The sequence below is a fragment of the Thalassotalea sp. Y01 genome, assembly GCF_012932945.1.
Lineage (GTDB): Bacteria > Pseudomonadota > Gammaproteobacteria > Enterobacterales > Alteromonadaceae > Thalassotalea_A.
In genome coordinates, this window is record NZ_JABBXG010000001.1 from 578,537 (window position 1) to 604,666 (window position 26,130).

At 43.0% G+C, this 26,130-nt stretch carries 22 protein-coding genes; 13 read left to right on the forward strand and 9 right to left on the reverse strand.

Features of this window, described 5'->3' with window-relative positions; genetic code table 11:
- Window positions 1-563 precede the first annotated feature (563 nt).
- Window positions 564-4,361, forward strand: coding sequence for a S8 family serine peptidase (locus HII16_RS02355; protein ID WP_169127123.1), 3,798 nt, complete (start codon window positions 564-566; stop codon window positions 4,359-4,361).
- 66 nt (window positions 4,362-4,427) lie between these two features.
- On the forward strand, window positions 4,428-7,955 hold the full coding sequence (locus tag HII16_RS02360) for a S8 family serine peptidase (RefSeq protein ID WP_169127125.1): 3,528 nt from the start codon (window positions 4,428-4,430) through the stop codon (window positions 7,953-7,955).
- 188 nt (window positions 7,956-8,143) lie between these two features.
- Here the strand turns inward: HII16_RS02360 and HII16_RS02365 are convergent, their stop codons facing one another.
- From HII16_RS02365 to HII16_RS02385, 5 genes are all read right to left on the reverse strand, one after another.
- On the reverse strand, window positions 8,144-8,479 hold the full coding sequence (locus tag HII16_RS02365) for a hypothetical protein (RefSeq protein WP_169127127.1): 336 nt from the start codon (window positions 8,477-8,479) through the stop codon (window positions 8,144-8,146).
- 211 nt (window positions 8,480-8,690) lie between these two features.
- Window positions 8,691-9,077, reverse strand: coding sequence for a Rid family hydrolase (locus HII16_RS02370; RefSeq protein WP_248289470.1), 387 nt, complete (start codon window positions 9,075-9,077; stop codon window positions 8,691-8,693).
- Between the two features lie 42 nt (window positions 9,078-9,119).
- A complete protein-coding gene (locus tag HII16_RS02375) occupies window positions 9,120-9,842 on the reverse strand; it encodes an MbnP family protein (protein WP_169127129.1) in 723 nt (240 codons plus the stop codon).
- Window positions 9,835-10,956 (reverse strand): cytochrome c peroxidase, encoded by a 1,122-nt coding sequence (locus tag HII16_RS02380; RefSeq protein ID WP_169127131.1) that lies wholly within the window; start codon window positions 10,954-10,956, stop codon window positions 9,835-9,837. Before HII16_RS02380 ends, HII16_RS02375 begins: the two co-directional genes overlap by 8 nt.
- A 15-nt stretch (window positions 10,957-10,971) precedes the next feature.
- Complete coding sequence (locus tag HII16_RS02385; RefSeq protein ID WP_211183365.1) at window positions 10,972-12,357, reverse strand: selenium-binding protein SBP56-related protein; 1,386 nt, start codon at window positions 12,355-12,357, stop codon at window positions 10,972-10,974.
- Between the two features lie 506 nt (window positions 12,358-12,863).
- Between HII16_RS02385 and HII16_RS02390 the strand changes: the two genes are divergently transcribed.
- Window positions 12,864-13,409, forward strand: coding sequence for a YkvA family protein (locus HII16_RS02390; protein WP_169127133.1), 546 nt, complete (start codon window positions 12,864-12,866; stop codon window positions 13,407-13,409).
- A gap of 178 nt (window positions 13,410-13,587) precedes the next feature.
- On the opposite strand, the gene HII16_RS02395 is transcribed toward HII16_RS02390, so the two are convergent.
- The gene (locus HII16_RS02395) at window positions 13,588-15,387 is read right to left on the reverse strand and encodes a serine protease (RefSeq protein ID WP_169127135.1); all 1,800 of its coding nucleotides are present in this window, start codon (window positions 15,385-15,387) and stop codon (window positions 13,588-13,590) included.
- Window positions 15,388-15,521: 134 nt separating this feature from the next.
- Here HII16_RS02395 and HII16_RS02400 point away from each other — a divergent pair, with 134 nt between their 5' ends.
- A complete protein-coding gene (locus HII16_RS02400) occupies window positions 15,522-16,061 on the forward strand; it encodes an acyloxyacyl hydrolase (RefSeq protein WP_169127137.1) in 540 nt (179 codons plus the stop codon).
- A 93-nt stretch (window positions 16,062-16,154) separates the two neighbouring features.
- Window positions 16,155-18,089, forward strand: coding sequence for a DNA topoisomerase III (locus HII16_RS02405; RefSeq protein ID WP_169127139.1), 1,935 nt, complete (start codon window positions 16,155-16,157; stop codon window positions 18,087-18,089).
- A gap of 20 nt (window positions 18,090-18,109) precedes the next feature.
- Here the strand turns inward: HII16_RS02405 and HII16_RS02410 are convergent, their stop codons facing one another.
- Complete coding sequence (locus tag HII16_RS02410; protein ID WP_135438010.1) at window positions 18,110-18,283, reverse strand: DUF1427 family protein; 174 nt, start codon at window positions 18,281-18,283, stop codon at window positions 18,110-18,112.
- A gap of 138 nt (window positions 18,284-18,421) precedes the next feature.
- On the opposite strand from HII16_RS02410, the gene HII16_RS02415 reads away from it, so the two are divergent.
- The 8 genes from HII16_RS02415 to HII16_RS02450 all read left to right on the forward strand — a co-directional run bounded on the left by HII16_RS02415 (window position 18,422) and on the right by HII16_RS02450 (window position 24,376).
- Complete coding sequence (locus HII16_RS02415) at window positions 18,422-19,072, forward strand: DsbA family oxidoreductase (protein ID WP_169127141.1); 651 nt, start codon at window positions 18,422-18,424, stop codon at window positions 19,070-19,072.
- Window positions 19,072-19,227, forward strand: a complete 156-nt coding sequence (locus HII16_RS02420; protein ID WP_169127143.1) for a DUF2496 domain-containing protein — start codon at window positions 19,072-19,074, stop codon at window positions 19,225-19,227. Before HII16_RS02415 ends, HII16_RS02420 begins: the two co-directional genes overlap by 1 nt.
- Window positions 19,228-19,355: 128 nt before the next feature.
- Window positions 19,356-19,946 (forward strand): lytic transglycosylase domain-containing protein, encoded by a 591-nt coding sequence (locus HII16_RS02425; protein ID WP_169127146.1) that lies wholly within the window; start codon window positions 19,356-19,358, stop codon window positions 19,944-19,946.
- Between the two features lie 292 nt (window positions 19,947-20,238).
- Entirely contained in the window at window positions 20,239-20,733 is a 495-nt protein-coding gene (locus HII16_RS02430) for a DUF2878 domain-containing protein (protein WP_169127148.1), read from the forward strand.
- Window positions 20,709-21,233, forward strand: a complete 525-nt coding sequence (locus HII16_RS02435) for a hypothetical protein (protein ID WP_169127150.1) — start codon at window positions 20,709-20,711, stop codon at window positions 21,231-21,233. The genes HII16_RS02430 and HII16_RS02435 overlap by 25 nt, the downstream gene beginning before the upstream one ends.
- 2 nt (window positions 21,234-21,235) lie before the next feature.
- Window positions 21,236-21,763 (forward strand): DUF3833 domain-containing protein, encoded by a 528-nt coding sequence (locus tag HII16_RS02440; protein WP_169127152.1) that lies wholly within the window; start codon window positions 21,236-21,238, stop codon window positions 21,761-21,763.
- A 207-nt stretch (window positions 21,764-21,970) separates the two neighbouring features.
- Window positions 21,971-23,395 (forward strand): sodium-dependent transporter, encoded by a 1,425-nt coding sequence (locus tag HII16_RS02445; RefSeq protein ID WP_169127154.1) that lies wholly within the window; start codon window positions 21,971-21,973, stop codon window positions 23,393-23,395.
- Between the two features lie 87 nt (window positions 23,396-23,482).
- Entirely contained in the window at window positions 23,483-24,376 is an 894-nt protein-coding gene (locus HII16_RS02450; protein WP_169127156.1) for a class I SAM-dependent methyltransferase, read from the forward strand.
- A gap of 31 nt (window positions 24,377-24,407) precedes the next feature.
- On the opposite strand, the gene HII16_RS02455 is transcribed toward HII16_RS02450, so the two are convergent.
- Window positions 24,408-25,013 (reverse strand): LysE family translocator, encoded by a 606-nt coding sequence (locus HII16_RS02455; protein WP_135438019.1) that lies wholly within the window; start codon window positions 25,011-25,013, stop codon window positions 24,408-24,410.
- A 72-nt stretch (window positions 25,014-25,085) separates the two neighbouring features.
- On the reverse strand, window positions 25,086-26,021 hold the full coding sequence (locus HII16_RS02460; protein ID WP_169127158.1) for a DNA ligase: 936 nt from the start codon (window positions 26,019-26,021) through the stop codon (window positions 25,086-25,088).
- Window positions 26,022-26,130 lie beyond the last annotated feature (109 nt).

Sequence of the window (26,130 nt, forward strand, 5' to 3'; positions counted from 1 at the left end):
GATGTCATTTATGCCTGGCGCGACATTAAGTGCCGGGCATTATCTTTGCTAACAATTCATATCACTCTAACAATTTAAATCGTTCAAATAGCTCAAACCGTTCAAATATTAAATACATAATAAAAACGATTTACCGGTTATTATCTGCATCTTTATAAACACATTTATCGTCGTAAAAACGATTCACCTTGCTCCTTTCGCTAATAGAAAAGCACTACAAGCAAAACTTGCTTTGTGTTATTCACGATCAAAAGCCTGATCACTGATTCGAAAAATTCGATTAATAACTCGGATAAAAAGGTAAATATCGCTTTTTTACAAAAAAAAACAGTGAAAAAACCTTATCAACTAACGCCGAGCGAAAACCTCCCAGCCCCTTATCACAGAAGACTTTTGACATTTATTAGACATAGTCCTTATTGAATATGACGTTATTTTGACATTAATTTGCCAGCCCTTCTCTTGTTTGCATTTTGCTAGCCGTTTAAAACCAATGGCAATGCACAAAAATACAACACTGAAATTACAAAGTGCATATCCATTAAATAAATCGGGGATACTCTATGAAGTTGAAAAAAAGCGCATTAGCGATTTGTATTGCCAGCTCACTTGCAGCTGGTACATCATTCGTTCACGCAGAAACTGATCAAAAAGCCACCTTTGGAAAGCAGGAAAAAGCGACTCAACAAGTCACTATCTTTCTTCAAGGCGAACCGGCATCAAGTAGCTATGCTAACGGTAAAGCCAACTTTAAAAACGACTTACGCGCCATAAACAAAGCGCAAGACGAATTCTTCAAACATGTTTTAGCAATAGACTCTAATGCATCGATCACAAGTCGTGCTGGATTACTCGCTAACTTCATTACCGTTAACATTGCCTCAGATCGTATCAGCGAACTTGAAACGCTTGTCGGTGTTAGCCACATTGATGTTAACAACGCTCAAGCATTTATTCCAAAATCAGCATTAAAAGCCCAAACCAATGCCACCATTTCAAGCGAAGGCGAAATGGAAGAACTAATGGCCGCCTACACAGCGAACGAAAATGCTGGTGAAGGTGTACACGTAGGTATCGTTTCTACCGGTATCGATTACACTTTGGCATTCTTTGGTGGAACAGGTGAATACGGTGAAGATAACGATCCAGAAACACCACCAGTAGCGGGTAGTTACCTAGATGCATTAGAAAATGGTGCAATCGCCTTTGATGGTTTCCCAACAGAAACCGTTGTTGGTGGTATGGATTTCGCATCAGAGAACTGGGGAATGGATGAAAACCCAATCGACCAAAACTACGAATACGTTAACTGGAATGGTGCGGTATATAACACAGGTGAAGGTACTGAATTAGCAAGTATCGTTCACCAGCTTGCGCCAGGTGCAAAATTGCACGCTTATAAAATCGCTAACGTATCACCTGCGTCTTGGGATCCTGACACCTTGACCGTGCAATGGCCAACTCAAGGCAACGTTATTTCAGCTATTGAACACGCCATGGATCCTAACCAAGATGGCGATGTTTCAGATCACCTCGACGTGATTCTAATTGACTCTCTAGGTGCCGCTTCGTTTTATGATGCGCACTCACAAGCCGGTATCTCGTTAATAAACATGATGATCGACAAAGCATCAGCGATGGGTGTGACAATTGTGACTCCAGCAGGTGCTGGCGGTGAATGGGCAACCATGGACTTAGCCGAAGCAAAACACCGTGGTTGGATTGCCCATGAAGCAGCACCAACGGCAACAATTGCCGTTGGTTCAGTGGTAAATACTGACGATGACATGGGTGTTCGTATCGCAGATTGGTCACCAATGGGCCCTGTTCGTGGCTCAATGGCATTAAAACCTGAAATTGTTACTAAAGCAGATGATATCCCTGTTGTTAAAATTAGCAATGCTGATTCAACGTCAGCAACGACAGGTATGCGTACTGATGCGCTGTCAGCAGCAGCTCGTATTGCTGCAGCGGCGGCGGTTATCAAAAGCAATAACCAAAATCTTGGCCCTGTTGAAATCAAAGCGTTGCTAGCAAATACGGCATCAGCTGAAAATATTTTAAACTCTGCCGCGACAATGGAAGCCAATCTACTGGCTAAAGGTCACGGTGTAGAAGACGTAGACTCAGCGGTTAGCTCGCCAGTATATGTTGTTAATAAGCAAGATGCTCAGCCATATGTGCAGTTTGGCCATCACGAAGTCATGGATGAAAAAACCATCGTTAAGAGCCTTGTGATCAGAAACATGTCTGATTCAATGCAATCTTATGCAATGAGTTTTGCGTTCAATGGCGACAAAGACACTCACCAAGCGCTAACCATTAGTCACCCGCAAACAGTGACGGTTCCGGCACATCATGCTGTTGAAATTCCAGTTACCGTTACTATTGATGGTACTATGCTACCGGCATGGGGCTTGACTGAGACTGCCGATTACACCGATGAGAACCTGACGCAACACGAGATCAATGGTTACTTTAACTTAACGTCTGAAAACAACCCTGATATCGCCCTTGCTTGGATGCTACAAGCACGTCCAGGTACTAGCATCAATAAAAACCCAATTGCCGCGGAATACCCAATTTACAAAGGTTGGAACCCTGATTTAGGTCAAACTGAATGGGGCGTGTTACCACTAGGTGATGAACGCTATGGCACGGACCAATGGGGAGGCCCTAACTACCGAGGTAATGGTGCAACATTCGTTAACGAATCGAACACAGCAACAACGTTTGAAGCATATCCAGTGCTTATCTCTAAGCCACATGTTGATGACGACATCGTTGATGTAAAAGGCCATAAGATTCGCGCCGTTGGTGGTTCCATCTATGATGAAGCCATGTGTGAAGTAACCGGTAAAAAACTTGTTGTTGCAGTTAACTTCCACAACCAAGTACAAACCGCAATGGCCAACTTTACCGACAAAATGGGTCCACCATTATTCTACTACGATATGTTTTCTGAAGCCGTGGTTGAAGAGTTCGGTCTTGATGAAAGCTTTGGCGGTGTTTGGTTGAGTGATGAGCAAACTGTCAACCAACCGTTTGTGCAATTAAACGCCAAAGGTCAACCTGCCACGTACTATATCGATTACAACAAAGCGTACGATTGGGCTGACCCATATGGTCGATACGTAGAGTCAAAGTTACCTGCACGTTTCGTTGGTAATGGCCACAACGTGGTATCGCAACTGTGTGTGGAAGAGTTATTCCATCATGAGTTAGATGAGTTGGCAGATTTTGATCAAAACTTTGGATTCCACATCGAAACCGACCGTGATGCGGGAGCCGAAAAGTTCGCACCAGTCACCCAGTTTAACCCAATAAAAGGTGGTTACTACACTGAAGAAGACGTCTGTGGTACCGACTGGTTTGGTAACGAGTGGTGTGAAACAGTCGTAACAGATCTATCAAATGTAGTTGGCTTTGCTAATGTAGGTGAGATTGTACCAACCGAAGAGCAAACCTACGCCGAGGCACTAGCTGACGCCACAACACAAGCTGATTTTAGCCATGTCTATACCGCACAGCCTGGTGAAGAAGTGACGATTGTTGCTCTGCAACAGGCTAGTTGGGACGCTCCTGACACTGAGTTTATGGTGATAAGTACATCTGATGATTTTATGCACTTAGGTGCGGTTGGCGCAATAAGTGGCGGTTCTGCTGTTGTGCAAATTGCCGAAGAGCAATCGTTCAACGTTAATGAAAACGCGCCTATGGGCACTGTTGTGGGCACCATCGACTTAGATGCGGCAGGTTTCTTCGGTTTTGGTAGTTCAAAGTATTACCCTCTTGAAGTGTCTATCGTTAATACCGTTGCCGGTACGCCGTTTGCAATTGACCAAGACACCTATGAGATCTACGTGCAAAACCCAGAAGCACTTGACTATGAAATGGTTAAAGAAGTGACGTTAACCGTTAATACGCAACAAGGTAACTCTATGGGTATGCCAACTGACGTTATGGTTTACATCAACAATGTAAATGACATCGCGCCAAAAATTGACACCGGCAAGCTAGCTGAAATGCCAGTTGTTCAATTAGAAATCGACAAAGATGAAACACAATCTTTCTCTATCGATTTCAGCGATATCTTCTCAGATGTTGAAAGTGACATGCTTACCTTTACCGCGTCAGGTGCTGGTATTGCTAACGTTCAAATCGACGGTTTTGTGGTAACTGGTGATGTACAAGCCGCTGGTGATTACACTCTTACCGTTGTTGCCTCTGATGGTGCAAACGAAGTAAGCGCTGACTTTGCTGTTGTTGCTACAGCCGTAGAAGAAAAAGACAGTGGTGGTAGTGTTGGTGGCATGTTTGCCCTAATGCTTGCTCTAGCTGGTCTACGCAGACGTTCATAACCATTATAACTCTCCATGGAAGCTGCAATCCTGTAGCTTCCTTTTTATGGCAAATTTGGAAAGACTATGAAATTTAACCTTTCACCCCTAGCATTACTTGCCTCAAGTATTTTAATTGGCCCTGCTATTGCTGGCCAAAATAATGGAATTGACGGACGTACTATCATTCCGGGTAAGGAAAAAATAGAAAACATTGTCGCTGATAAAATGCGTCAAGACTCTATGTATTATGTGTTACTAAAAGACAAAGCACTGGCTAACTATAATCCGTATTCTTCAATCACGTCGACTGGTAATCAGTCTTCTCCTCGACTAGACGTGAACAGTGCCACAAGTCAATCATATATCAATCGATTAAAACAAAAACAATCTGGTGTACTTAGCAAAGCTAGCCAGATGTTAAAAAGACCGCTAGCGGCAAAGTTGCAATATCAGATCGCGTTAAACGGCATGGCTGTGCAACTTAGCGACCAAGAAGCGGCAGTACTTGCCAACATGGACGAAGTTGCCAGTGTTGAAAAAATTGGCTATCACCGCCTACAAACATACGCAGGACCTGAATTTATTGGTGCTAAGAAAGTATGGCAAGGTGTCGAAGGCCACACCAGCCATCAAGGTGAAGGCGTTGTCGTAGGTATCATTGATACCGGTATCAATGCAACTCATCCATCATTTGCTGATGTCGGTGGCGATGGTTATGACCATACCAACCCATTGGGTGAAGGCAATTACTTAGGCGACTGTCTACAATACGCTCAGTTTTGTAATGACAAACTTATCGGTGTCGTCAGCTACCCAGAAATCCTTGAAATTCGACCTGCCGATGCAATCGATCATGGCTATGAAGATTTTGAAGATAAGATGAAAGTCGGCTATGACTTTAATGGTCATGGCTCTCACGTTGCATCAACCGCAGCAGGTAATATTCTAAATGATGTTCCGCACCATATGGCGGTTGCTGATGACATAGGTACAATTCGCGCTGAAACTGATTTTTCATACCAGCAAGTCAGCGGTGTTGCACCTCATGCCAATATTGTGTCATATCAAGTGTGTGATCATTTAGGTCGATGCTGGCCAGAAATGGCGATCCGCGCCCTAGAGCATGCGATTACTAACGGCGTTGATGTTATTAACTACTCTATTGGTGGCGGTGCTGATAACCCTTGGGCCACTGCCGATAGCTTGGCATTTTTGAACGCCCGAACCGCAGGCTTGCATATTGCCACGTCTGCTGGTAATAGTGGCCCAGGAGCCGAAACCATTGGTAGTCCTGGTAACGCACCGTGGATCACAACCGTTGCTGCATACTCTCACGACGGTGGTTTTGCCGATAAAGCGCTAACAGGTTTTAGCGGTGGAGATTCTGCGCCAGCAGCTGATCTTGTTGGTAAAGGCGCAACAAAAGCCTATACCGGTAATGTCGTTCATGCCGATACGTTTGGTGATGCGCAATGTATGGAACCGTTCCCTGAAGGAACATTTGACGGTGAGATTGTTGTCTGTGAACGTGGCACTATCGCCCGTGTTCGTAAAGGCTTAAATGTCAAAGAAGGTGGTGCTGGCGGTCTGATCTTAATCAACGTTGACGGTGGTTCAGAATCTGTTGATGCGGATACCCATTTATTACCAGCGATTCATTTAAATGCAACCGATGGCCAAGTCGTGGTTAATTGGCTAGCCGCTGGCACAGAGCATATTGCAACCATCAATGCAGCCGAGCAAGTGCGCGATGCAGAACTTGGCGATATTGCAGGTTACTTTACCTCTCGAGGCCCTAACCTACCATATCCAAACATCTTTGCCCCTGATATCGCAGGCCCTGGTGTGAATATCTACGCAGCGGGTAACGAAGAAACGCCATTTGTTGATGAAGATCAAGGCAGCCCTTATACAACAATGAGCGGTACGTCAATGTCGAGCCCACACGTAGCCGGTGTGCTGGCGTTGATGCACCAAGCACACCCAACATGGACACCTGCACAAGTGCAATCGGCTGTGATGTCGACCGCACACCAAGAAACTTACAAAGATGATGACTTTGACGGCGTTAAACAACGCTCTGACTTCTTTGACCAAGGTGCTGGTAGCATTCGCGTTGATAAAGCCCTAAATGCAGGCCTTATTTTAGATATCACTGAACAAGAGTATCTAAATGCAGATCCAGATAATGGTGGCGACCCTAAACTGCTTAATTCAACCTCTATGGTTAACAGTGAATGTTTGCAAAGCTGTGAGTGGACTCGTGTTGTCGAAGCGACGAAAGACGGTACTTGGACGGCAAGCTATGAATACTTGAATGAAGGTTTTACCTTATCTGTTAGCCCTGCATCATTCAGCTTAAAAGCCGGTGAAAAACAAACGTTAACCATCACCGCAGCAGCAAACAGTGGGTTGCGTGATGAGTATGTTCACGGTTATGTAAACTTGACGGCTGAAGGTGAAAACATCAGTGATTCACATCTGCAAGCAACCGTAGGTTTTATCGCCGGTTATGTGCCAGAAATTTTGGAAAAAACCTACAGTGATAACAACATTAATATCTCAGATATCGAAACAACTGGTAGTGATAATTTGCAGGTCAATGGATTTGGCTTTGTTAAAGCGCAATCGGTCACAGGTAGTGCAATTGGCACGTCAAATGACTCAGAGAAAAGCCAGTTTACTAATAATCTAGAAACCTTGTTTAGCCATCAGATCATCGTTAAGCCATATACTAAGCGATTGATTGTTGAAATCACCAATACTACAGCGCCAGATATGGATTTATATGTAGGTATTGATGAGAATAACGATGGTCAACCTGATGTCTTTGAAGCGTACTATTCAACGATTTGCATCAGTGGTCGCGTTGATTCACAGGAAATCTGCGTTATTGAGAGACCACCAGTTGGTAACTACTGGTTAGTCGCGCATAACTTCCAAGGTACAGTGGACGATGAGCCTGATACTGTCACTATTCGCTACACGGCTATAGAGTTTACATACGAAGAAAGCTTTGATATCAACGCGCCTTCTCAAGTCGACACCAGCGAGAAGTTTGACATTAACTTAACGGTTAACGGTTATAAAAGCTTTAACGATGAGTTGGTAAACCTTGATCCGCACAGCACATATTACGGCTTATTAGAAGTAGGTACCACGTCAGATCTGAAACGCAATGTCGGTTCTACGTTAATTAAATTGACCACAGAAGATGTGAAGTTTAACAAAGCCCCTCAGCTTAGTGGCAAAGTTGATGATATCAACCAAACCATTGATAAAGGTGATTCATACCGTGTTGAAATCGATTTATCTGAAGTATTCACTGATCCAGATGGTGATGAGCTGACATACACGATAAATGATGTGGAAGGTGCGATTTTAGACGGCAATATGCTGATAGTTGAATTATCTTCTGCCGCTGATTTAACCGTAACCGTAACGGCGAAAGATAGCGAAGCCGAAGCTTCAACATCTTTCTCTATCGTTATTGAAGTGGAAGAGGAAGAAACGCCTCCACCACCGCCTAAAGACGATAGCTCATCAGGTGGTAGTTTGCACTTCTTGTCTCTATTAGCATTATTAATGTTAAGAAGAAATAGAAACGCATAATCTTGTTGCCAACCAAGTCAATAAAAGCCGCAGTTCTCCCCTGCGGCTTTTATATCTCGATGTTGCCAATGCCTTTGTCGCCTCAAATGGCTAACCGTAATGATAAAAAGCCCCTTCAATGATGGGGCTTTTTATTAAGGAAATCATGACCGTCATAACATTGCGACACATGTTAAAAATAAAACTAGCTACTCACGAGTCGCGAACATGGGTATCAAATCAGACGAAGCATTGCCCTCTTGCAAAGCGCCTCGGCCATTTTGTTTATTAACCGAAGGCTGAACATTGGTCTCAACTTCCTCATGATTCACTTTATCTTGAGACGATGACTCTGTTCCATTCACTTTTGTCAACAATTGTTGTTGTAAAGCACGCATCGCTTTTAATTCTTCAAGCACTTCCTCTTGAATCTGAATTCGCTGATTTACTTTAAAGTACCAGCAAGCAAACTCTCTTGCCACCAGGACAACGAAAGTTATCACGATGACGATAGGGGCAATATACAGTAATTGATCAAAGGACATAAAAAACCTGTGTTGTTATTTGAATAGCAATTGCTGCTCATTTTAACAAAACCGTTTTTTGCGAATCCTTAGTTTATTGTAAGCCTGTGTAATTAATGGTTACGCTTGGCCAATAATTAAAGCTTAAACAGCGGCAATACACTCCACTTCTACTAATGAATTTAGGGCCAAAGCTTTTACTGCAAAGGCACTACGCGCTGGATATGGTGCTTTAAAAAAACTGCGTATAAATTTTGTTAAATTCAGCAAAGTCGTTAATGTCGGTAAGCATAACCGTACATTTCACTACCTGATCCATGCTATAGCCATGCGCTTGCAGAGTATTTTTGATATTGACCAGAGTCTGCAGGGTTTCCGCTTTAAATCCACCATTGGCAAGACGATTGGTTTGCGGGTTAATGCCGACTTGTCCCGATAAAAACAAGATATTGCCAGCCCTTACCGCCTCTGAAAACGGTAAGGTGTTGGCTGCCGGTTTACTATTCAAAAACTGTACTGATGGTTTGCTATTATTTGCTTCAGCGTCGCTTTGTGTAGCAAACGTAATACCGCTCGCCAAAGCGAAAAAGGTTAGAGCAATTAGAGCCAGTTTATTCATGATTGTTTCTCCCTAAGCTTTTGTTATAAATAATTTTAATTCCTACCGCTTTACAGAGATAAGTTGCGGAAAGGCTTTGGCTATGGTTTTGACATTGTCAGGATCAAACTTTACCGTCGATATGTCTGCCATATTCACTGGCTGTTGTTGGTCAAACAATTGATACACGTTCACTTTCAATTCAATGATGTGATCAGAAAAGGCGTTGGCTTCAGGCATGGCAAATTGAATCTTGGTATAGCTTTCATCAAAGCCAATGTGATAAACCAAAGGAATGGATTCCTGCTCGGTTTGCAAACTGCCTTCCAGCAGCAAAAACTTATATCCAACCTGCCAATTCCAGGCCATGCGGCCATTGGGATCTAAATCTCCAGCAAAGACAATACTGCCATTAGCCGTATCATCGACACCTATGCCCATTTGCAAAGTATCAAATTGTTGAACAGCGACATCATCAATGACGATATCGAAATAACCTTGTTCATTGTCGAAACGCAATAAATGGTAACTGTCTTTTTGACTATATTGTTGTTGGCCATTTTGCAATTGCACATTACTGATAAATAGCTGTAAATCACGAATTTTGAACTGCCCTGGGCCACCTGGATTAGGGTAAATTTGCTCGTTAAGAAGCAATGGTTTATCTCCCATGTACGGGTAAAATCTGATGGTTAGAGACTTTGCCGCAAAAAACTGCCATGTAGATCCTCCCACCACAACCAATATGGTTAAAAACAGTAATATGTTGCTTGCCCGCTTAGTCATCTTCAGCCTCCGCAACAAAAGGGTTAGAAAACGCCTTATTTGTTAAAAAGCTCTCATCAGTCAAGGTGTGTAAAAAGGCAATAATGGCTGCCATTTCCTCATCGGTTAAATGCAAACTTACCGTCTGATTATCGAGCTTCTCCAGATTGTCCGCTTCAATGATTAACGGACTCAAGGTTTTGCTCATCTTGATTCCGGAATTATAGTGTTCCAGTACTTGCTGCAAGGTACTAAAACGACCATCGTGCATATAGGGTGCGGTTACGGCGATGTTCCTTAACGATGGCACTTTGAATAAGCCTTTATGTGATTCGTCTTGGGTAACTTCATAAAGACCGTCAGCAAGATTGTTGTCATCATCCAAACCATTATTACTAAAGCCATCGAAGCCAGTAGCAAAGCCAGAGGTAAGAAATTGACTATGACAATCAATGCAATTGCCACCACGTAACGATACCTTGGTATCAGGATGTGCCATAAACAACTTGCGGCCAACTTCTTCTTGCTCGGTAAGGTTTATTTCACCTCGTAAATATTGATCATATTTGGAATTAGCAGATATCAACGAGCGTTGAAAGTTTGCTAATGCTTTGGCGGTATTCTCAGGGCTAATGTTGCCATAAGCCATGGCATACATCTGTTGATAGGTTTTATCGGCTTGCAACTCATCCATTAACTCATCCATGTCTTGATCCATCTCATCAATATGAGCAATCGGCATTAACGCCTGTTGTTCCAAAGTGGCAACCCGACCGTTCCAAAAGAAATGACGAGGCCCCCACATCAGGTTAACCAGGCTCATCGAGTTAAATGACAGTGGTTTACCGGATGCGCCTACTGCTTTTGGCAGGCCATCAGTAAAGGCCTGCTCTTGCTTATGACAAGTGGCACAGGAAATATCATTGTTTCCCGATAGCTTGCTGTCATAAAACAAGCGACGCCCCAACGCGACGGATTCATTGGTATAAGGATTATCCTCAGGAATATAAAAACGTCCAAAAACAAAAGGCGCGGTAAACTCAACCAAAGTTGTCTCGGGCTTGAGTTTACTGATATTCCAAAAAATAGAAACAGCAATAGCGAGCACTATTGCTGTAACGATAATCTTAAACATTGCTAAATATCGTCGTTAGTGATGATGCACAAAACCGGAACCAAACAGGCTTTCGATATTGTCGATGCCTTTTTGATACTTGTCTTTGAAATTAACCGTACCCAATCTTTCGCCAGTTTTTAGATCATGTACGGTAACCGAGTGAGTATTCACCTTAGCAATAAAATCCACATCTGTTGGGTCATTGTCTTCGGCATTACCGAGATTAAGCAGATTGTTTTGTACCGCTATGAGTTCGCGCCCTGATGCGGATTTATAAAAAATCATATGATGCGCGCCTGCTTCGGTTTTAATATCGTCCCCTGAAGAGACAAGGTCAGGCAGTTTTTGCAAGTCATAACGTTTAACAACGCCTGGTACCGCATGGCTGATGAACATTTCCGTTTCATTGCCATAAAACTCAAGTGGTACGCCTGTACCTTCGGTTGCGCCATCATAGATTTTTTCTGGTTCACCAAAGCTTTTATCCACCTCATTATAGGGGATTTTCCAGGTTTCAAAACCAAACATGGTATTTACCAATACCGCCGGCTCAGCACCTGCAACAATGCTTGGGCGAACAAACAGCACCTCAACCGGAGATGACGGGAAACCGACCGGCTTAGCATCTTCGGTGATGATATTTTCAATCGGTTCAAAGGTATTCAAATCAATAATGGTTACGGCATTACCGACACCTGACGTCATGTCAGGGTGTACTGTCGAGGTAACCACCATACGATCGCCGTAAGCAGAAATACCATGTGGGTACATAATATACGGTTCGCCTTCCTCTAACTGCGATTTTCTCGCTTCGATGATCTTAACGACGTCATTCGATTGTGGATCGAATACACCAATGGAACCGGCATCGGTTTGATCAACACCTGTCCCGCCCATAAAGGTAACAAACATATAATTTTTGCCGTTGACGCTATGCCACATAATATCTTCACCGACTTGCTGACCTTGCGTATCAAGGCACTCAACACCGGTGATTTCAGGTTCTGCTTTAGCATTTCTTACCAAACCTATCTCAGCAAGGCTGCACTGGGCACCTAATCCTGTGGCATATAAACGTCCATTGGGGCTGTAATACATATGATGCAGTGGTGCATCGTAATTGGGTAACGGGTATTCATAGATGATATTGCCAAAATTATCTGACTCAGGATCCAGTTCAACAATAGCAATACTGTCCGTACTGTCTAATGTCGGTAAGCTGGATAATAAAACCACGGCCTGACTTTCTTCAAAGTTTTGATCACTGTCGGCAGCAACATCAGGCGCAGCTACCGGTTCAGTGGTTTGCGGCGCTTTTTCCTCAGTTTGGCTGGTTTGACTGGGCGCCGGTTTATCGTCGCTACACGCAAAAAGAGTGCATGTCATGGCTACCCACAAACAAGGGATTAATTTATTCATAACGTTGTCCTTTAAGGTCACCCTGACGTCATAAACTTTGGTGTCGTGATATTGATACGGCTAACACTGACGCAGGTTGACACTTGCCATAGTTAACAAGGAGGGCAGCTCCGATAAGCAAACGAATTATGAAGGCAAATTGACTGTAACTGATGCGCGCTATAATTGAGCTCCCTCGCCCGTATTTATCTCCAATAATCCATGTCTTCAAGGCAGCCAATTTTCCCCTGAAGCAAACATGCTAACGGTATTACATTTTGAACATAATTACGCACTGTCAAATTATAATCGCTAAACCGAAGAAGTGTTATTAACCTGCCTTAAGTTAGTGTTCATTTAAATTACTGCAAAATAGCTCTAAAATACATTGTGCAATAAACACGATAATTATTAGCAATTTAGCGACAATCTGCTGGTTAATTGGTGAAAACCAAAATCTCTGTTAAATTTAAAGGATTAGCTTAGGAAAAACCTTCCTGCATAACAGCCATATAAGGAGAACGACAATGGCGTTTGAAGTGACCTTTCAATTAACAGACTCTGACTTAGAGCATTTTCGCGGTGTAATGCGTAAAGCTCAAGACAGCGCCAAGCATTTAAGTGAGAATGTAATTCTGGCTAACGCAAAGAATTTGATCACCGATATTCATGGCAATGTGCCTGAATTTGTCAAAGAAAGAATTGGCAAGCTAGAAACTTTAATCGCCATGATCGAAGACGGTGAATGGCAAATTCCGGAAGAAGAACGCAATGATGTTTTAAGTGCGTTAGCATATTTCAGTGAACCCGAAGATTTGGTGCCTGATGACATTCCTGCACTTGGCTTTCTTGATGATGCCATCATGATTGAATTGGTCGCCGAAGATTTAAAAGACGACATTGATGCCTTTGACGAGTTTTGTGCCTACCGTGACCGAGAAAAGGATAGAGCAACCGAAACCATTACCAAGGAAGATTGGTTGGATGCCAAACGACGTGAATTGCATTCAAGAATGCGTAACCGTCGTTCATCGAGACGTCGCGGTGGTTCGTCCTTTAGATCGGTTTTTTAAACGTCATTACAACTGATAATAAACAACCTCTTTGCTTATTGGCAAAGAGGTTGTTTTATTTGAATTTAATTTGTTGTTACGTCTCGCTCATATATAAGTACGCTCGCATGTGAGCAAGCTCTTTTAAGAAGTAACTCGCGCTTGAAATAACTCTAATCGAATTACTGGTTTCATTTTATCAATTAGAAGATGGCGGACTAATGATTATCGAATCACTATCCGCATAACCGTAATCAGGATGCTCTACTGAGCTGATGCTTAACACGGCATTTTGCTCTACCCTAATATTAGATTTCTCTAAGCTACAGCGGCCTTGAGCATTGGTTGTACAACTGTTTGAACCTTTAGCGCTGCCACTCCATTGACCGCTAACCAAAGCGCCAGCGACAACCGGTGTTAATTGCACATCGACGATTGCGTTCCAGCGATTTCGTCGTGCCGGTTCAGAGCTTGCTGATAACCCGACTTCGACCATTTGCTCAGGTTCGGGCTCTGGATCGGGGTCAGGATCAGGCACGCCAGATGGTGCCAACCATTGACTTATTCTAGAAAAATAAGCTGCCAACGCACCGTCTACAGTTGCATTGGCATCAACCGCACATTCATTTTCGAGATCATAGCCACAAGCACCAGATAACTGACCAACAATAAGCCCTTGACTGTTTAACACCGGTGAGCCACTACTGCCGCCTTGAGTTGCCCCAACTATGTCTTTGCTATATATCCAGTCACCTCTTGGCCAGCTGCGACAAGTACCTTTATCCGTATCGACATTGTGTTGCGAATATGCCTGCTTATAACCTTGTGGGTGGCTGATTCGGTACAGCGTATCGCCATCATTAAACGCCACAGGTGTCGCGTCCCATCCAAGTCTAACCGTGCCCGTTGGTAAACTGCCGTTAAGCTCAAGTAAGGTATAATCACTACTGCGATTGGTCGATAAAATCGATGCCCCTAACACACTTGGTGGTGCGCTGGCATTACCGCAACTTTGAAAGAAAAAGTAGGTTTCAAGGGAGTTTGCTTCACCACCTTTACTGACGCAATGATTGGCGGTGAGAAAATAATTTCGACCACTATCTGCGGTATCAGCAATTAATCCACCGCTGCAAATATAGATATAACGACCTGAGACATATTGCATATGGCCAACCGCTTTTTTCGCATCGCTAACTTCAACCCCTTGTTGATTGTCTGCGGCTACTACACAGCTAGCGACCGATTCGCATTGCGACCATAAATCGAGCAGTTTGAATTTACTGCCAATATAGCCCACGCCAGCGATTACAAAACGGGTTGCTTGAATATCTTTTTCGCTGGTAAGGCTACCAAACTCAATTTGCAAATGTAGGGTATCGCCAAATACCGTATGTGACCAAAATTGACCGCTATTATTACGACCACGACCGCTATAAGGGCCAAATGCCTGCCCAGAATTATTGAAAATATAAAGTTTGGCATCATCAGGAAGAGAAAAACCAGCAAAGTGAATACGCATCGCGCTGGCATCAATGGCGTTTATGGTTGCGGTCCATGTATACGCGCCCCCTTTGCGATGCATCATACCGACAGCAAACTTTTGTGAGGCACTGTTAAACTGCGCGGTTTGAAACTGAGTAAAGCTGACCTCTTTGTTTATGTCTCGAACCAGACCTACTTGCTGCTTAAACTCGATGCCTTTGCGTTGCACTGAGCCTTTGTTTTGATTGATTGATGCTTTTTCATTGTCCGACAACAATACTGACAAACCAGGTGTTGGCGATATCATTGCTCGGGAATGTAAACGCTGAAAGAGTTGTTGCTGTTTAAGTTGCTTTTGTTCGAGCTTAAAGCCATTTTTTACAGCCTTGGTCGAGGTCATTTGCGCGTTTTTATACTGATCTTTCGCGTCAACACTAAACGTGCTGGCGAAAAAAACAATCACAATAATGAAAATACCGGCAACAATATGGCGCATGCTATGCCTCTTTCTGTTCATATTTATTCTATTAAAGACTAGCGTTAAGTGGCGTTTTTGCCACTATTGCAATCGTAAAAAGCCCTCACAAAAACCTCATAATTATTGAAAATGTGTATACACTTTAGTTAGTTATGATATCTAAACGCATTTTATTGACTGTTCTATTTATTTTTCAATCTAGCTTAGCTTTGGCAAGCGGCTTGATGCTGTCTGTTGGCACGTCACCACCAAGATATGCCAGTCACGATGACAACGATGCTTATCAAATTACTTGGATAGAACCGCGCATATTTGATATCAGCAATGACTTTTCATTGACTTTTGATTTGGAAGCCTCAGTTAATCAATGGCGCGACAACAGTAAACGTTACGGCAGTTTTGCAGACCAATGGTATGACGATATTTATGGCTTATCAGTGACCCCAGTAATAAAATTTCCCGTCTACCAGTTTGACGATCGTTGGTTACTGCAGTTTGGCTTTGGTATCGGTGTTAGCTATCAAAATGATGATAATTGGGGCTATGCCAAACTTGGCTCGCGATGGATGTTCGAAGATAAAGTCCAATTAAACCTCCTGTACCAACAAGACCATCAATTGACTCTATTTTGGCAGCATTATTCTAATGCCAATTTAGCTAGTGATAATCAAGGAGCGGATGTTTATGGTCTGGCCTTTGGTTTTTATTTTTAACCAATCCTGCAACCACTTTGCCTCATTTATTCACTTTACATCAGTGATATTAAACTGTATTTTTATACAGTCCCAACTAATAAATATGGTTTTGTGAAACTTTATATTGCTGAAAAACCAAGTTTGGCCCGCGCGATTGTTGCCGCTTTGCCTAAACCTCATAAAAAGCTCGATGGCTACTACCAGGTCGGCAATGGCGATTTGGTCAGTTGGTGCATCGGCCATATCCTTGAACAAGCGCAACCAGAAAAATACGATCCTGCGTTTAAAAAATGGCAATTTGAACATTTGCCTATTGTGCCAGAGCAATGGCAATTAACACCAAAATATAAAACGCGTTCGCAGTTAGCAGTTTTAAGAAAGTTGGTAAAACAATGCCCGCAAATTATTCATGCCGGCGATCCTGACCGAGAAGGTCAGCTACTGGTTGATGAAGTGCTCGACTATCTTAACATCGGTGAACAAAAGAAATCCGATTGCCAACGACTATTAATCAGCGATTTAAACCTTAGCGCAGTAAAACGGGCACTGTCTCAATTAAAGCGAAATACCGAGTTTATGCCATTATCGATCTCTGCTCTGGCTCGTTCCCGTGCAGACTGGCTTTATGGCATCAACTTAACCAGAGCCTATACATTGGCGGGTCAAAAAAGCGGATACAACTCAGTGTTATCGGTCGGTAGAGTACAAACACCGGTATTAGGCTTAGTTGTCATGCGCGACCAAGCAATCGATGAGTTTTTATCTAAGCCTTATTTTCAAGTCGATGCCATCGTCGCAGACGACAAAGGCACCACTTTTAAGGCACGCTGGCAACCAAGTGAGGCATGTCAGCCTTACATGGACGAACAAGGTCATGTACTGGTGCGTAAGCTTGCTGAAAACGTGGTCCAGCGAATAGCCAATCAACCCGCGAAAATCACCAATATTAGCGACAAGCAGCACAAGCAAGCCGCGCCATTGCTTTATAATTTATCAAGCTTGCAAATTGACGCGGCGAAGATATTTTCACTTAGAGCACAAACCGTACTCGATACCTGTCAGAGTCTGTATGAGCGACAAAAATTGATTACTTACCCTCGTTCTGATTGCCGCTATTTACCAAAAGAGCATCACGCGGATGCCGCTAAAATATTAGCCAACTTAGCCAGCAATAATGGCCGATACATGTCGTTTGCAGAGCAAGCGGATAGCAAACAAAAAAGTAGAGCCTTCAATGACAGTAAAGTGAGTGCCCATCACGCCATAGTGCCAACGTTAAAATCAGCAAAAAATATCACACTATCTGACGTAGAAGAAAAAGTTTATAGCTTGATCTGTCGGCAATACATCGCCCAGTTCCTTGCTAATTATGTGTTTAATAAGTCGCAATTGACGTTAGATATTGCTGGTGGTCGATTTGTAGCCAAAGCAAAACATGAGCAACAATTGGGCTGGAAGCAAATGTATCAAAGCAAACGACCAACGAGTGCCGATGACAGCGAACCATTGCAAAACGTTGACTTTAATCAGTATCAAAAAGGTCAGCGACTGCACTGTATAAGTGGTGATTTATTAGAAAAGCATACTCAACCACCGTCCAGTTTTACTGATGCAACCTTACTCGAAGCGATGACCAATATTGCCCGATTTGTTGCCGATAAAAACATTAAGCAAATATTAAAAGAGAATGATGGCTTGGGTACAGAGGCGACCCGAGCAGGAATTATTGAGTTGTTATTTAAACGCGGCTACCTAGAACGCAACGGCAAACAAATTAAAGCAACTTTGGTAGGAAAAGCACTCATCAATGCCCTACCAGAGCCTGCAACAAAACCAGACTTAACCGCCAAATGGGAGTCTAGCTTGAATGCCATCTGTGAAAAGCAAATGGGTTACCAACAATTTATGCAACCATTATTGCTGACCATTAACGACTTTATTCAAGCCGGTCAAAAGCAGGATTTTTCAGGTTTACCAAAAAAAGCCTTTAAACCTAAACGCCGCTACCGCAAGAAGTCAGGTAGCGGCCAAAAGAAAAGTGCTTAGCAATTGTTGCGATAAGCAGGTTAATTACTGAAAAATCGTTCAACGATCCAAATATAAGACAGGCCACCTAGATACACACCAACAATGCCCATAACACCCGGTAATACTGGAGGCGCAGGAATAGGCAGCTTAAGGAATGAAAATAAGATCCCAACAGAAAAGCCGGCGATGGTTGCTAAAATAACTTCTTGCATAATAACTCCTTATTAAACCAATAAATGTCGATTGCTTTTTAGTTTAGACCTAAAAAACACTATCGGCAGTGATAGCCCTTGTTTTGTCAGCAGCAAACCTCCATATTTATTAATATCATTCTTTGTGAATCTCATATTATGTTGAAAACATTGTCGTTTGATATTGTCTCCGATGTTGTTTGCCCTTGGTGTATTGTCGGCTTTAAACGTCTCGAGCAAGCGTTAAAACAATTCGAGCAAGTCGAATACCAAATTAACTGGTACCCATTTGAACTGAATCCCGATATGCCTAACGATGGCCAAAATCTGCGTGAGCATTTGATCGGTAAATACCAAATCAGTGTTGAAGAATCACAAAACGCCCGTGAAAACTTGCGCCTAGTCGGTGCTAAACTCGATATAGAATTTAATTTTAGCGACGATATGCGCATTGTTAATACCTTAGCAGCGCATCAATTATTGCATCACGCCAAAGCTCATGGCTTACAGCATGCATTAAAAATGGCACTGTTTGACGCCTATTTCAGTCAGCGTCTCGACATATCGGATCATCAAGTACTGATGACCATATGCCAGCAAGTTGGCCTGCCATTGACCGAGTGTGAGGCCGTATTGCATGAAGATCGTTACCTTGATGATATTCGCAGCCTGCAACAACAGTTTCAGCAACAAAACATTCAGGCGGTTCCCGCATTTATTATTAACGGTCAGTATTTGATCAGTGGCGCGCATCCGGTTGAATCATGGCAACAAATATTAGCTAAAATCATCAATGAGGAGGTGCAATAATGTCATTAGAATCAGCCCCTGATGAAATCAAGCTAGCTATTGATCTGATCCAACTGCTCGAAGAAAATAAAATAGAGTCTGATGTGGCAATTAAAGCGTTGCGCATCGTCATTGCTGACTTCGAAAAAAAACGGGATAACGAACTGCCGCAATAAGCTCTTGTACAAGTGCTTTTGCAAGCATACAGATGAGCCTTTATTTACTCACTCTAAAGGTGTAACCTGTAACAAAGTTTCTAACAAAAATAAGACTGACCTTGCCGATACTAACCAAGCGTATATTCATGCTGAGCAGCTTTTTATTCTGTATTGCCTCACTGCAGGCAGCTGATAATCATCCGCGCGTCTATAAGTATCAAAGCAATGGCATACCTAGCTTTTCCGACACTCAGCCTAGCCATGGTGACTTTCAAGTCATTGATAATGGTTGTTACGCCTGTAAGCCAGGCTCTCGCGTCGATTGGCATACCACACCGCTTAATCAAAAAGCCTTTGCCCAACAAGTGGCGAAGCATGCACAGCAACATAAAGTACAAGAGGCGTTGATCCGCGCCATCATGCATGCCGAATCTCACTTTCAAGCCGATGCGGTATCCAAAGCTGGGGCAATTGGTTTAATGCAGTTAATGCCTAAAACGGCTGCATCAATGGGTGTTAAAAACAGCTTTAATGCCGAACAAAACATAGCCGGTGGAACAAAGCTGCTTGCTCATCTGTTTAATAAATTTAATGGCCAAATCCACCTAGTAGCTGCCGCTTATAACGCCGGAGAGACAGCAGTAGCGAAATATAAAGGTATTCCACCCTACCCTGAGACCATGGTCTATGTTCAACGAGTGCAAATTCTTTACCAGCGTTACTTACAAGCCAGTTAATGAATTTAATGGCCTGCTTAACTGCTGAGCACCTATCGCAACGACATAACGCAAAAAACGCAAAAAACGCAAAAAACGCAAACAATAATGCTCGACAACATATCACTAACAAAGCACGATAATCCGCACTGCTAAGCAAACCTTTCAGAGTCTATGCGCGGTAAATAATTAGGTCTTAACGTGCTGTTTTTCACATTGTTAAAAAAACGAATTAAATCAGCCGATAGTCATCCCAAAAGACCGTTTATGCGTATAACCCTACATATTCAAAGTTATCGTATGGCACCTGACTATGGCTCTGATACTCAACTCACTGGTTTTCAATGCAATATGGCTGACTGCCGTGTTGGCGAAACAACCTTTACTGGGGTTCGCTATGGTTGTTGTTTGGGCTTACTACCCGCAACCAAGCCGGCCCCAACCAATCTTCGTTGGCCTAGCCTTTGCTCTAGGTCTTTTGGTCGACACCCTACTGGTACAAACCGGCTTTATTACATTCGATAATCAAGTATTGCCTGCCTATGTGTTAATAACTTTGTGGGCAGCATTTTCATATTACTGCGCCATTTTCTTTTACCACAAGACATTCACTCTTTGGCAACTGGCTTTGTTGGGCGTGATTAGCGGTCCATCAAGCTACTGGGCCGCCGCCAAACTAGGTGCGGTGAGCATCTCTTGGAATTTGCTGCCATTGACTGTGTTATTTCTGCTTTTTTGGGCGGTGGTGTTGCCACTGTATCAAGCCCTGCTAAGGAGGTTGCAATGCAACTCAGAAATATTGGCATAGCGCTCGTCGCTGTCACCCTACTGGTTCTGACATTCACCATTTCAGCGCTGGAACAACATAGCTGGCGTCAAGTTGGCAAGGCTAAGCTTGAAGTACTTTTTTGGGATGTGTATCAAGCTCGGCTATACACACCTGATGGCAACTTCAAAGGCATAAAAGGTCCGTTAAAATTACATTTAACCTATTATATTGATATAGATGGTGCAGACCTTGCTGAAGAAACAGGTAACCAGTGGCAAGAAATGCAATTTGAACACGCCGATAACAACACCTGGTTGAGACAACTAAAACAAGTCTTTCCAGACTTGCAAGAAAATGACTCACTGACCATGGTGCTTGACGATAATGATGTCGGTTATTTATTGCATAATGAAAATTTGATTTATCGCTTCGAACCAAGCGTGCAGCTAAACCAATTTCTCGCTATTTGGCTATCCGATAAAAGTACACGACCTAAATTAATGACCAAATTGACCGGCCAAAACCCGCAAAAGGATTAAGGATGAATACCATACGCCTACTGATAATGTCATCACTACTGTGGCTCACTAGCTGCTCTACTGATGTCAGCGAGTATCAAGATACCACCCCAGTATTTACACTCGAAACATTTTTTGACGGAAAAATCAGAGGCTATGGGTTGATTACCGGCTTTAACGATGAAATAACCCGTCGTTTTGTGGTTGATATCGACGCGTCTTGGCAAGGCGATAGCGGCGTTCTCGATGAATACTTTGTCTACAACGATGGTGAAAAACAATTCCGCCAGTGGCGTTTGAAAAAACTTGATGCCAATAACTATCAAGGCGAGGCCGATGATATTCTCGGTACCGCCACCGGTCAACAACATGGTGCGGTATTAATCTGGCAATACGATATGATTTTAACGGTAGATGGCGAAGACTATGAAGTCAGCTTTGACGATACCATGGTGCTGATTGATGAAAACCACATGATCAATACCGCTAAAATCTTCAAATTTGGCCTCAATGTCGCCAACGTTACGTTATTCTTTGAAAAGCTTGAATAGCTACCTCAGCATAGCAGCTCTTTGTGCCAGTTATTTGTACTGGCTAAGGGAATGTTTACAGCTTGAGCACACGATAAACTCTTTTGCTTTAATTTCATACAGACTTTTACATCAATACTTGATAGCATCAATCAGATAACAATCGGCCTGTTATTGGTATAACAATGGCCTATATAATAAATATACATTGATACGTCAGGAATTATTATGGGCGCTCCTCGCGAAGAGTTTAGTTCGAAACTCGGATTTATTTTAGCAGCAGCAGGTTCTGCTGTTGGTATCGGTAATATCGTTGGCTTTCCAGTAAACGCCGCAAAAAATGGTGGTGGTGCATTTTTACTTATGTACGCTATCTTCGTTTTAGCGATTTGTTTACCGGTGATGATGGCGGAAATGGCTGTCGGACGCAAAGCGGCAAAAAACCCAGTTGGTGCATACAAAGCGCTAGCAGGTGAAAACTCTAAATGGGGTATTGCCGGTCTGCTCGGTATTATTACGCCGTTTATGATTGCGGTCTTTTACACCGTACTTACCGTTTGGATTTTTATCTATTTAGTCATGACCGTCACCGGTCAACTCGACTACCTCGCCAGTGGCCAAGGCTTTGGCGAAATCATTAATAACCCATATTATTTATTTTCATCTATGGTGGTCGTTGGTGCGTTAATCGCCGGAATTCTTAACTTTGGTGTTAAAGACGGTATAGAACGCGCCGCGAAAATCATGATGCCATCACTATTTATCATGTTGATACTATTGGTTATTTTTGTATTAACTTTAGATAATGCGGTAAGCGGACTGAAGTTTTACTTGATTCCAGAGATTGACAAAATTACCCCAGCAGTGATCAGTGGCGCCATGTCACAAGCATTCTTCTCACTATCATTGGGTATGGGTATCTTGGTTACTTACGGCTCATATATATCGAAGAAAACCGATATTGAAGGTTCGGCAAAATTGGTTGCAATAACCGATACCAGTGTTGCCTTTATCGCCGGTCTAATGGTGCTACCAGCGATATTCAGTTTTAATCCAAACATTAATCCTGACGAACTTAGTGACAGCTCGGTATCGATGATTTTTGTATTTCTACCGAAGATCTTCCTTGCCTTACAAACCAGTATTGGCTTTTTCTTCGCCAGCGTTATCGCCTCTATTTTCTTCTTGCTGGTATTTTTTGCCGCATTAACCTCATTGGTTTCGATCATTGAAGTACCCGTGTCGTACTTTATTGACGAGAAGAAACATAGTCGTAAAAAAGCCTTAAGAACGGTATTTATCAGTGGCTCTGTGTTAGCGATTTTGGCGACATTGAGCTTTGGCTTGGTACCTTTCCTAACCAAGTTTGTCGCCTACGGTGGCGCAGACAAGTCGTTGTTCGATGTCATTTATGACATGTTCTACGATACGATTTTGCCACTAAACGGCTTGCTAATATGTTTGTTTGTTACCTACCGCTGGAAGAAACATAATTTGAATGCCGAACTAAGTGAAGGTAACGATAGCTTTGGCAAAAGCTTTTTAGCCAAATATGTCGACTTCTCATTAGGTACATTTATACCGGTTATTTTGGCGCTTATCCTGATCAATACCGTAGCGAAAATATATTTCGGCTATAATGTATTTGGCTAATCGCTCAACTGATATAAAAAACCCGGCTTCGGCCGGGTTTTTCCGTTAAAATAGTCGCTATATAATTTCCTCTATTAGTTGTTAGCTATGCTCGAACATATCGATTTCGACACTATTGACGGCATTGAATGCCAACGTTTGTTTCATGGCCGTGGTCATGCTTATCCTGGCCTTGAGCATGTCAGTGTTGATTATTTCCCACCGCTGGCGTTAATCACCTTATACCAAGAAGAGTCAGCACAATGGCTTGACCAGAATGCCCACGGACTGATGGCAAATATCCAAGGATGTCGCTCTGTCAAAGTACAATACCGCTGTCGTCCAAGGGCACCGTTTGAGCAGCTGTTAGGGGATGAAATTGAACAACTTAATGCCATAGAACATGGTCTAAAGTATCATCTAAATTTCAGCCAAAACCAAAACTTTGGCTTATTTTTGGATATGCGTAATGGCCGACAATGGGTAATGGAAAATAGCCAAGACCGCAATGTTCTTAACCTGTTTGCCTATACCTGCGCTTTTTCAGTCGTCTGTATCGCCGGTGGCGGCAAACAAGCGGTCAATATAGATATCGCTAAAGCAGCTCTCGCCAAAGGCCGTGATAATCATCGCTTGAATGATCACCAACTAAGCAAAGTAAAATTTGAAGGGGTTGATATCTTTAAGTCTTGGGCACGATTAAAAAAGCATGGCCCATATGATTTGTTGATTGCCGATCCGCCGTCATTCCAAAAAGGCAGCATTGACGTAAAACGAGATTATCCAAAAATCATCAAACGCTTATCTGAGTTAATGAACCCAGGCGCTGAGCTAATGCTATGCCTAAATTCACCAGACTTAGGCGAAGAATTTATCTTCGAGATGATCGCTGAGCATTGCCCACAATGTCAATTTATTGGTCGTGTTGAGCCGCCTCAAGTATTCAAAGAAGCTCAAGCGGGTAAAGGCTTAAAAGTATTGTTATTCCGCTATCCATCTTAGGCTAGCTTAATATCAGACACACAAGCCGACTCTAAATAGCGACCCGTAATGCTAAGGCAATTAACACCACGCCCGTGATTCGATCCAGTAACTGGCTTTTCGCTCTTAGCTTATTTAATACCGGCCCACGAGATAAACCCCAAGCGACAATACAGTACCAAACGGTGTCAATGATACCGACGGTCAGCACCATAATCGTTAACTGTGTGGTGGTTGCATTGACGTCAACAAAAGGACTAAAAATAGCTATAAAGAAAATCGCCAGTTTGGGGTTTAAAAAAGCAATTAAGAAACCATCGCGCCAACCGTGGACGCTTGCTTGTTGCTCTGGCGTGTCGAGGTTTACTTGGGCGCCTTTACTGGTTAATGCTTGGTAAGCCATGTACAACAAAAAGCCTGCACCCAAGTATTGAATCACTGAAAATAACGTTGGTGAGTTAACAATGACCAAGCCAATACCAGTAACAGCGATTGCTGCATATAAGCCGACACCGATGCCATGCGCAATGGCGGTTGCTAAGCCAGCACGTTGACCACCTAACATGGTATTTCTCACCACTAACGCCAATGATGGGCCAGGGGATAATGCCCCTAACATACAAACTAGTACCAGTGATAACCAAAGCTCTAGTGCCATTTTTTTACCTCAAAATGCAATTTAAGCTGTACTGTATCACACAGCCAGCAATAGCAAAGCGAAAAATAACTATCATGGCTGTGGGGCAAGATTTATCAATGCTCTGGGTCGCCAATAGGAAGCAAATCGAGGCAGACCAGTAACGGTTTTGCCCCAATAACGATAGGTAATTGTGCTGCCAATTGCTGGCGGATTCACGCGCTCTTGACGATTAAAACCGGTGCCAATTTTAAACTCTTGCCCCTGTCTGTTGCGCACCGTTATCGATCCCATCATATTGGCAAACTTGCCCTTGCCTGCATGATGAGCCACAACAACCGCCTCATCATCGGCAAAGCGTTTTACTTTTAACACATTGGCATTGCGACCCGGTTTATATAATGCCTGTTTTTTGTGTAGCATTAAGCCTTCACCACCCTTGACAATTACCTGGTCTAAAAGAGTTTGCAACGCTGCTACAGAGTCTATTTTTTGTTGTTCAATGACCGCTAAATAGCGACTATTACTGGCATCAACGATGTAATTCATATCAACCACACGCTCAACAAATGGCTTAATGCTGCCTGGCATGTCGAACACCATAAAGCGCACACTTTGCCAACCATCATGTGGCTGCTCTTTGGACACTACGCTTAATGTTTTTGAAAACTGATTTCTATCTATCCACAGTTCGCCATCAAGTGCCTGCTCAGGCCAGCCTTGTAAAAACCAATCTGGTGCCTTAAATACCACGCCATTACGACTGAGCAATTGTCGGCCATCAAAACGCGCCCTAACCCCATCAAGCTTTTCGCTGACTAAGTATTCACTCAGTTGCACATCACCTTGATAAGCTTTGCCATGTTGCATCGCAGGTTGCATGTCAACTGGCTTTGCGGATGCGATATTGGCCACAATCAGCACACCATAAAAGATCACATTGATCACCAGAGCACGGCCTATCAAGGTTAGTGAAATTTTGAGTTTAGGTTTGATTTTACTGAAGTTTATTGAGGTTGTGTGAAACATAGAAAGTCCTTTTTCTATTAGCCCAACCTCAGTTTAGTCAACAACTGGCAATAAACCAATGTTGGTCTAATCTTGATATTGTATCACTCACTAAGACAAGGAATGTCAC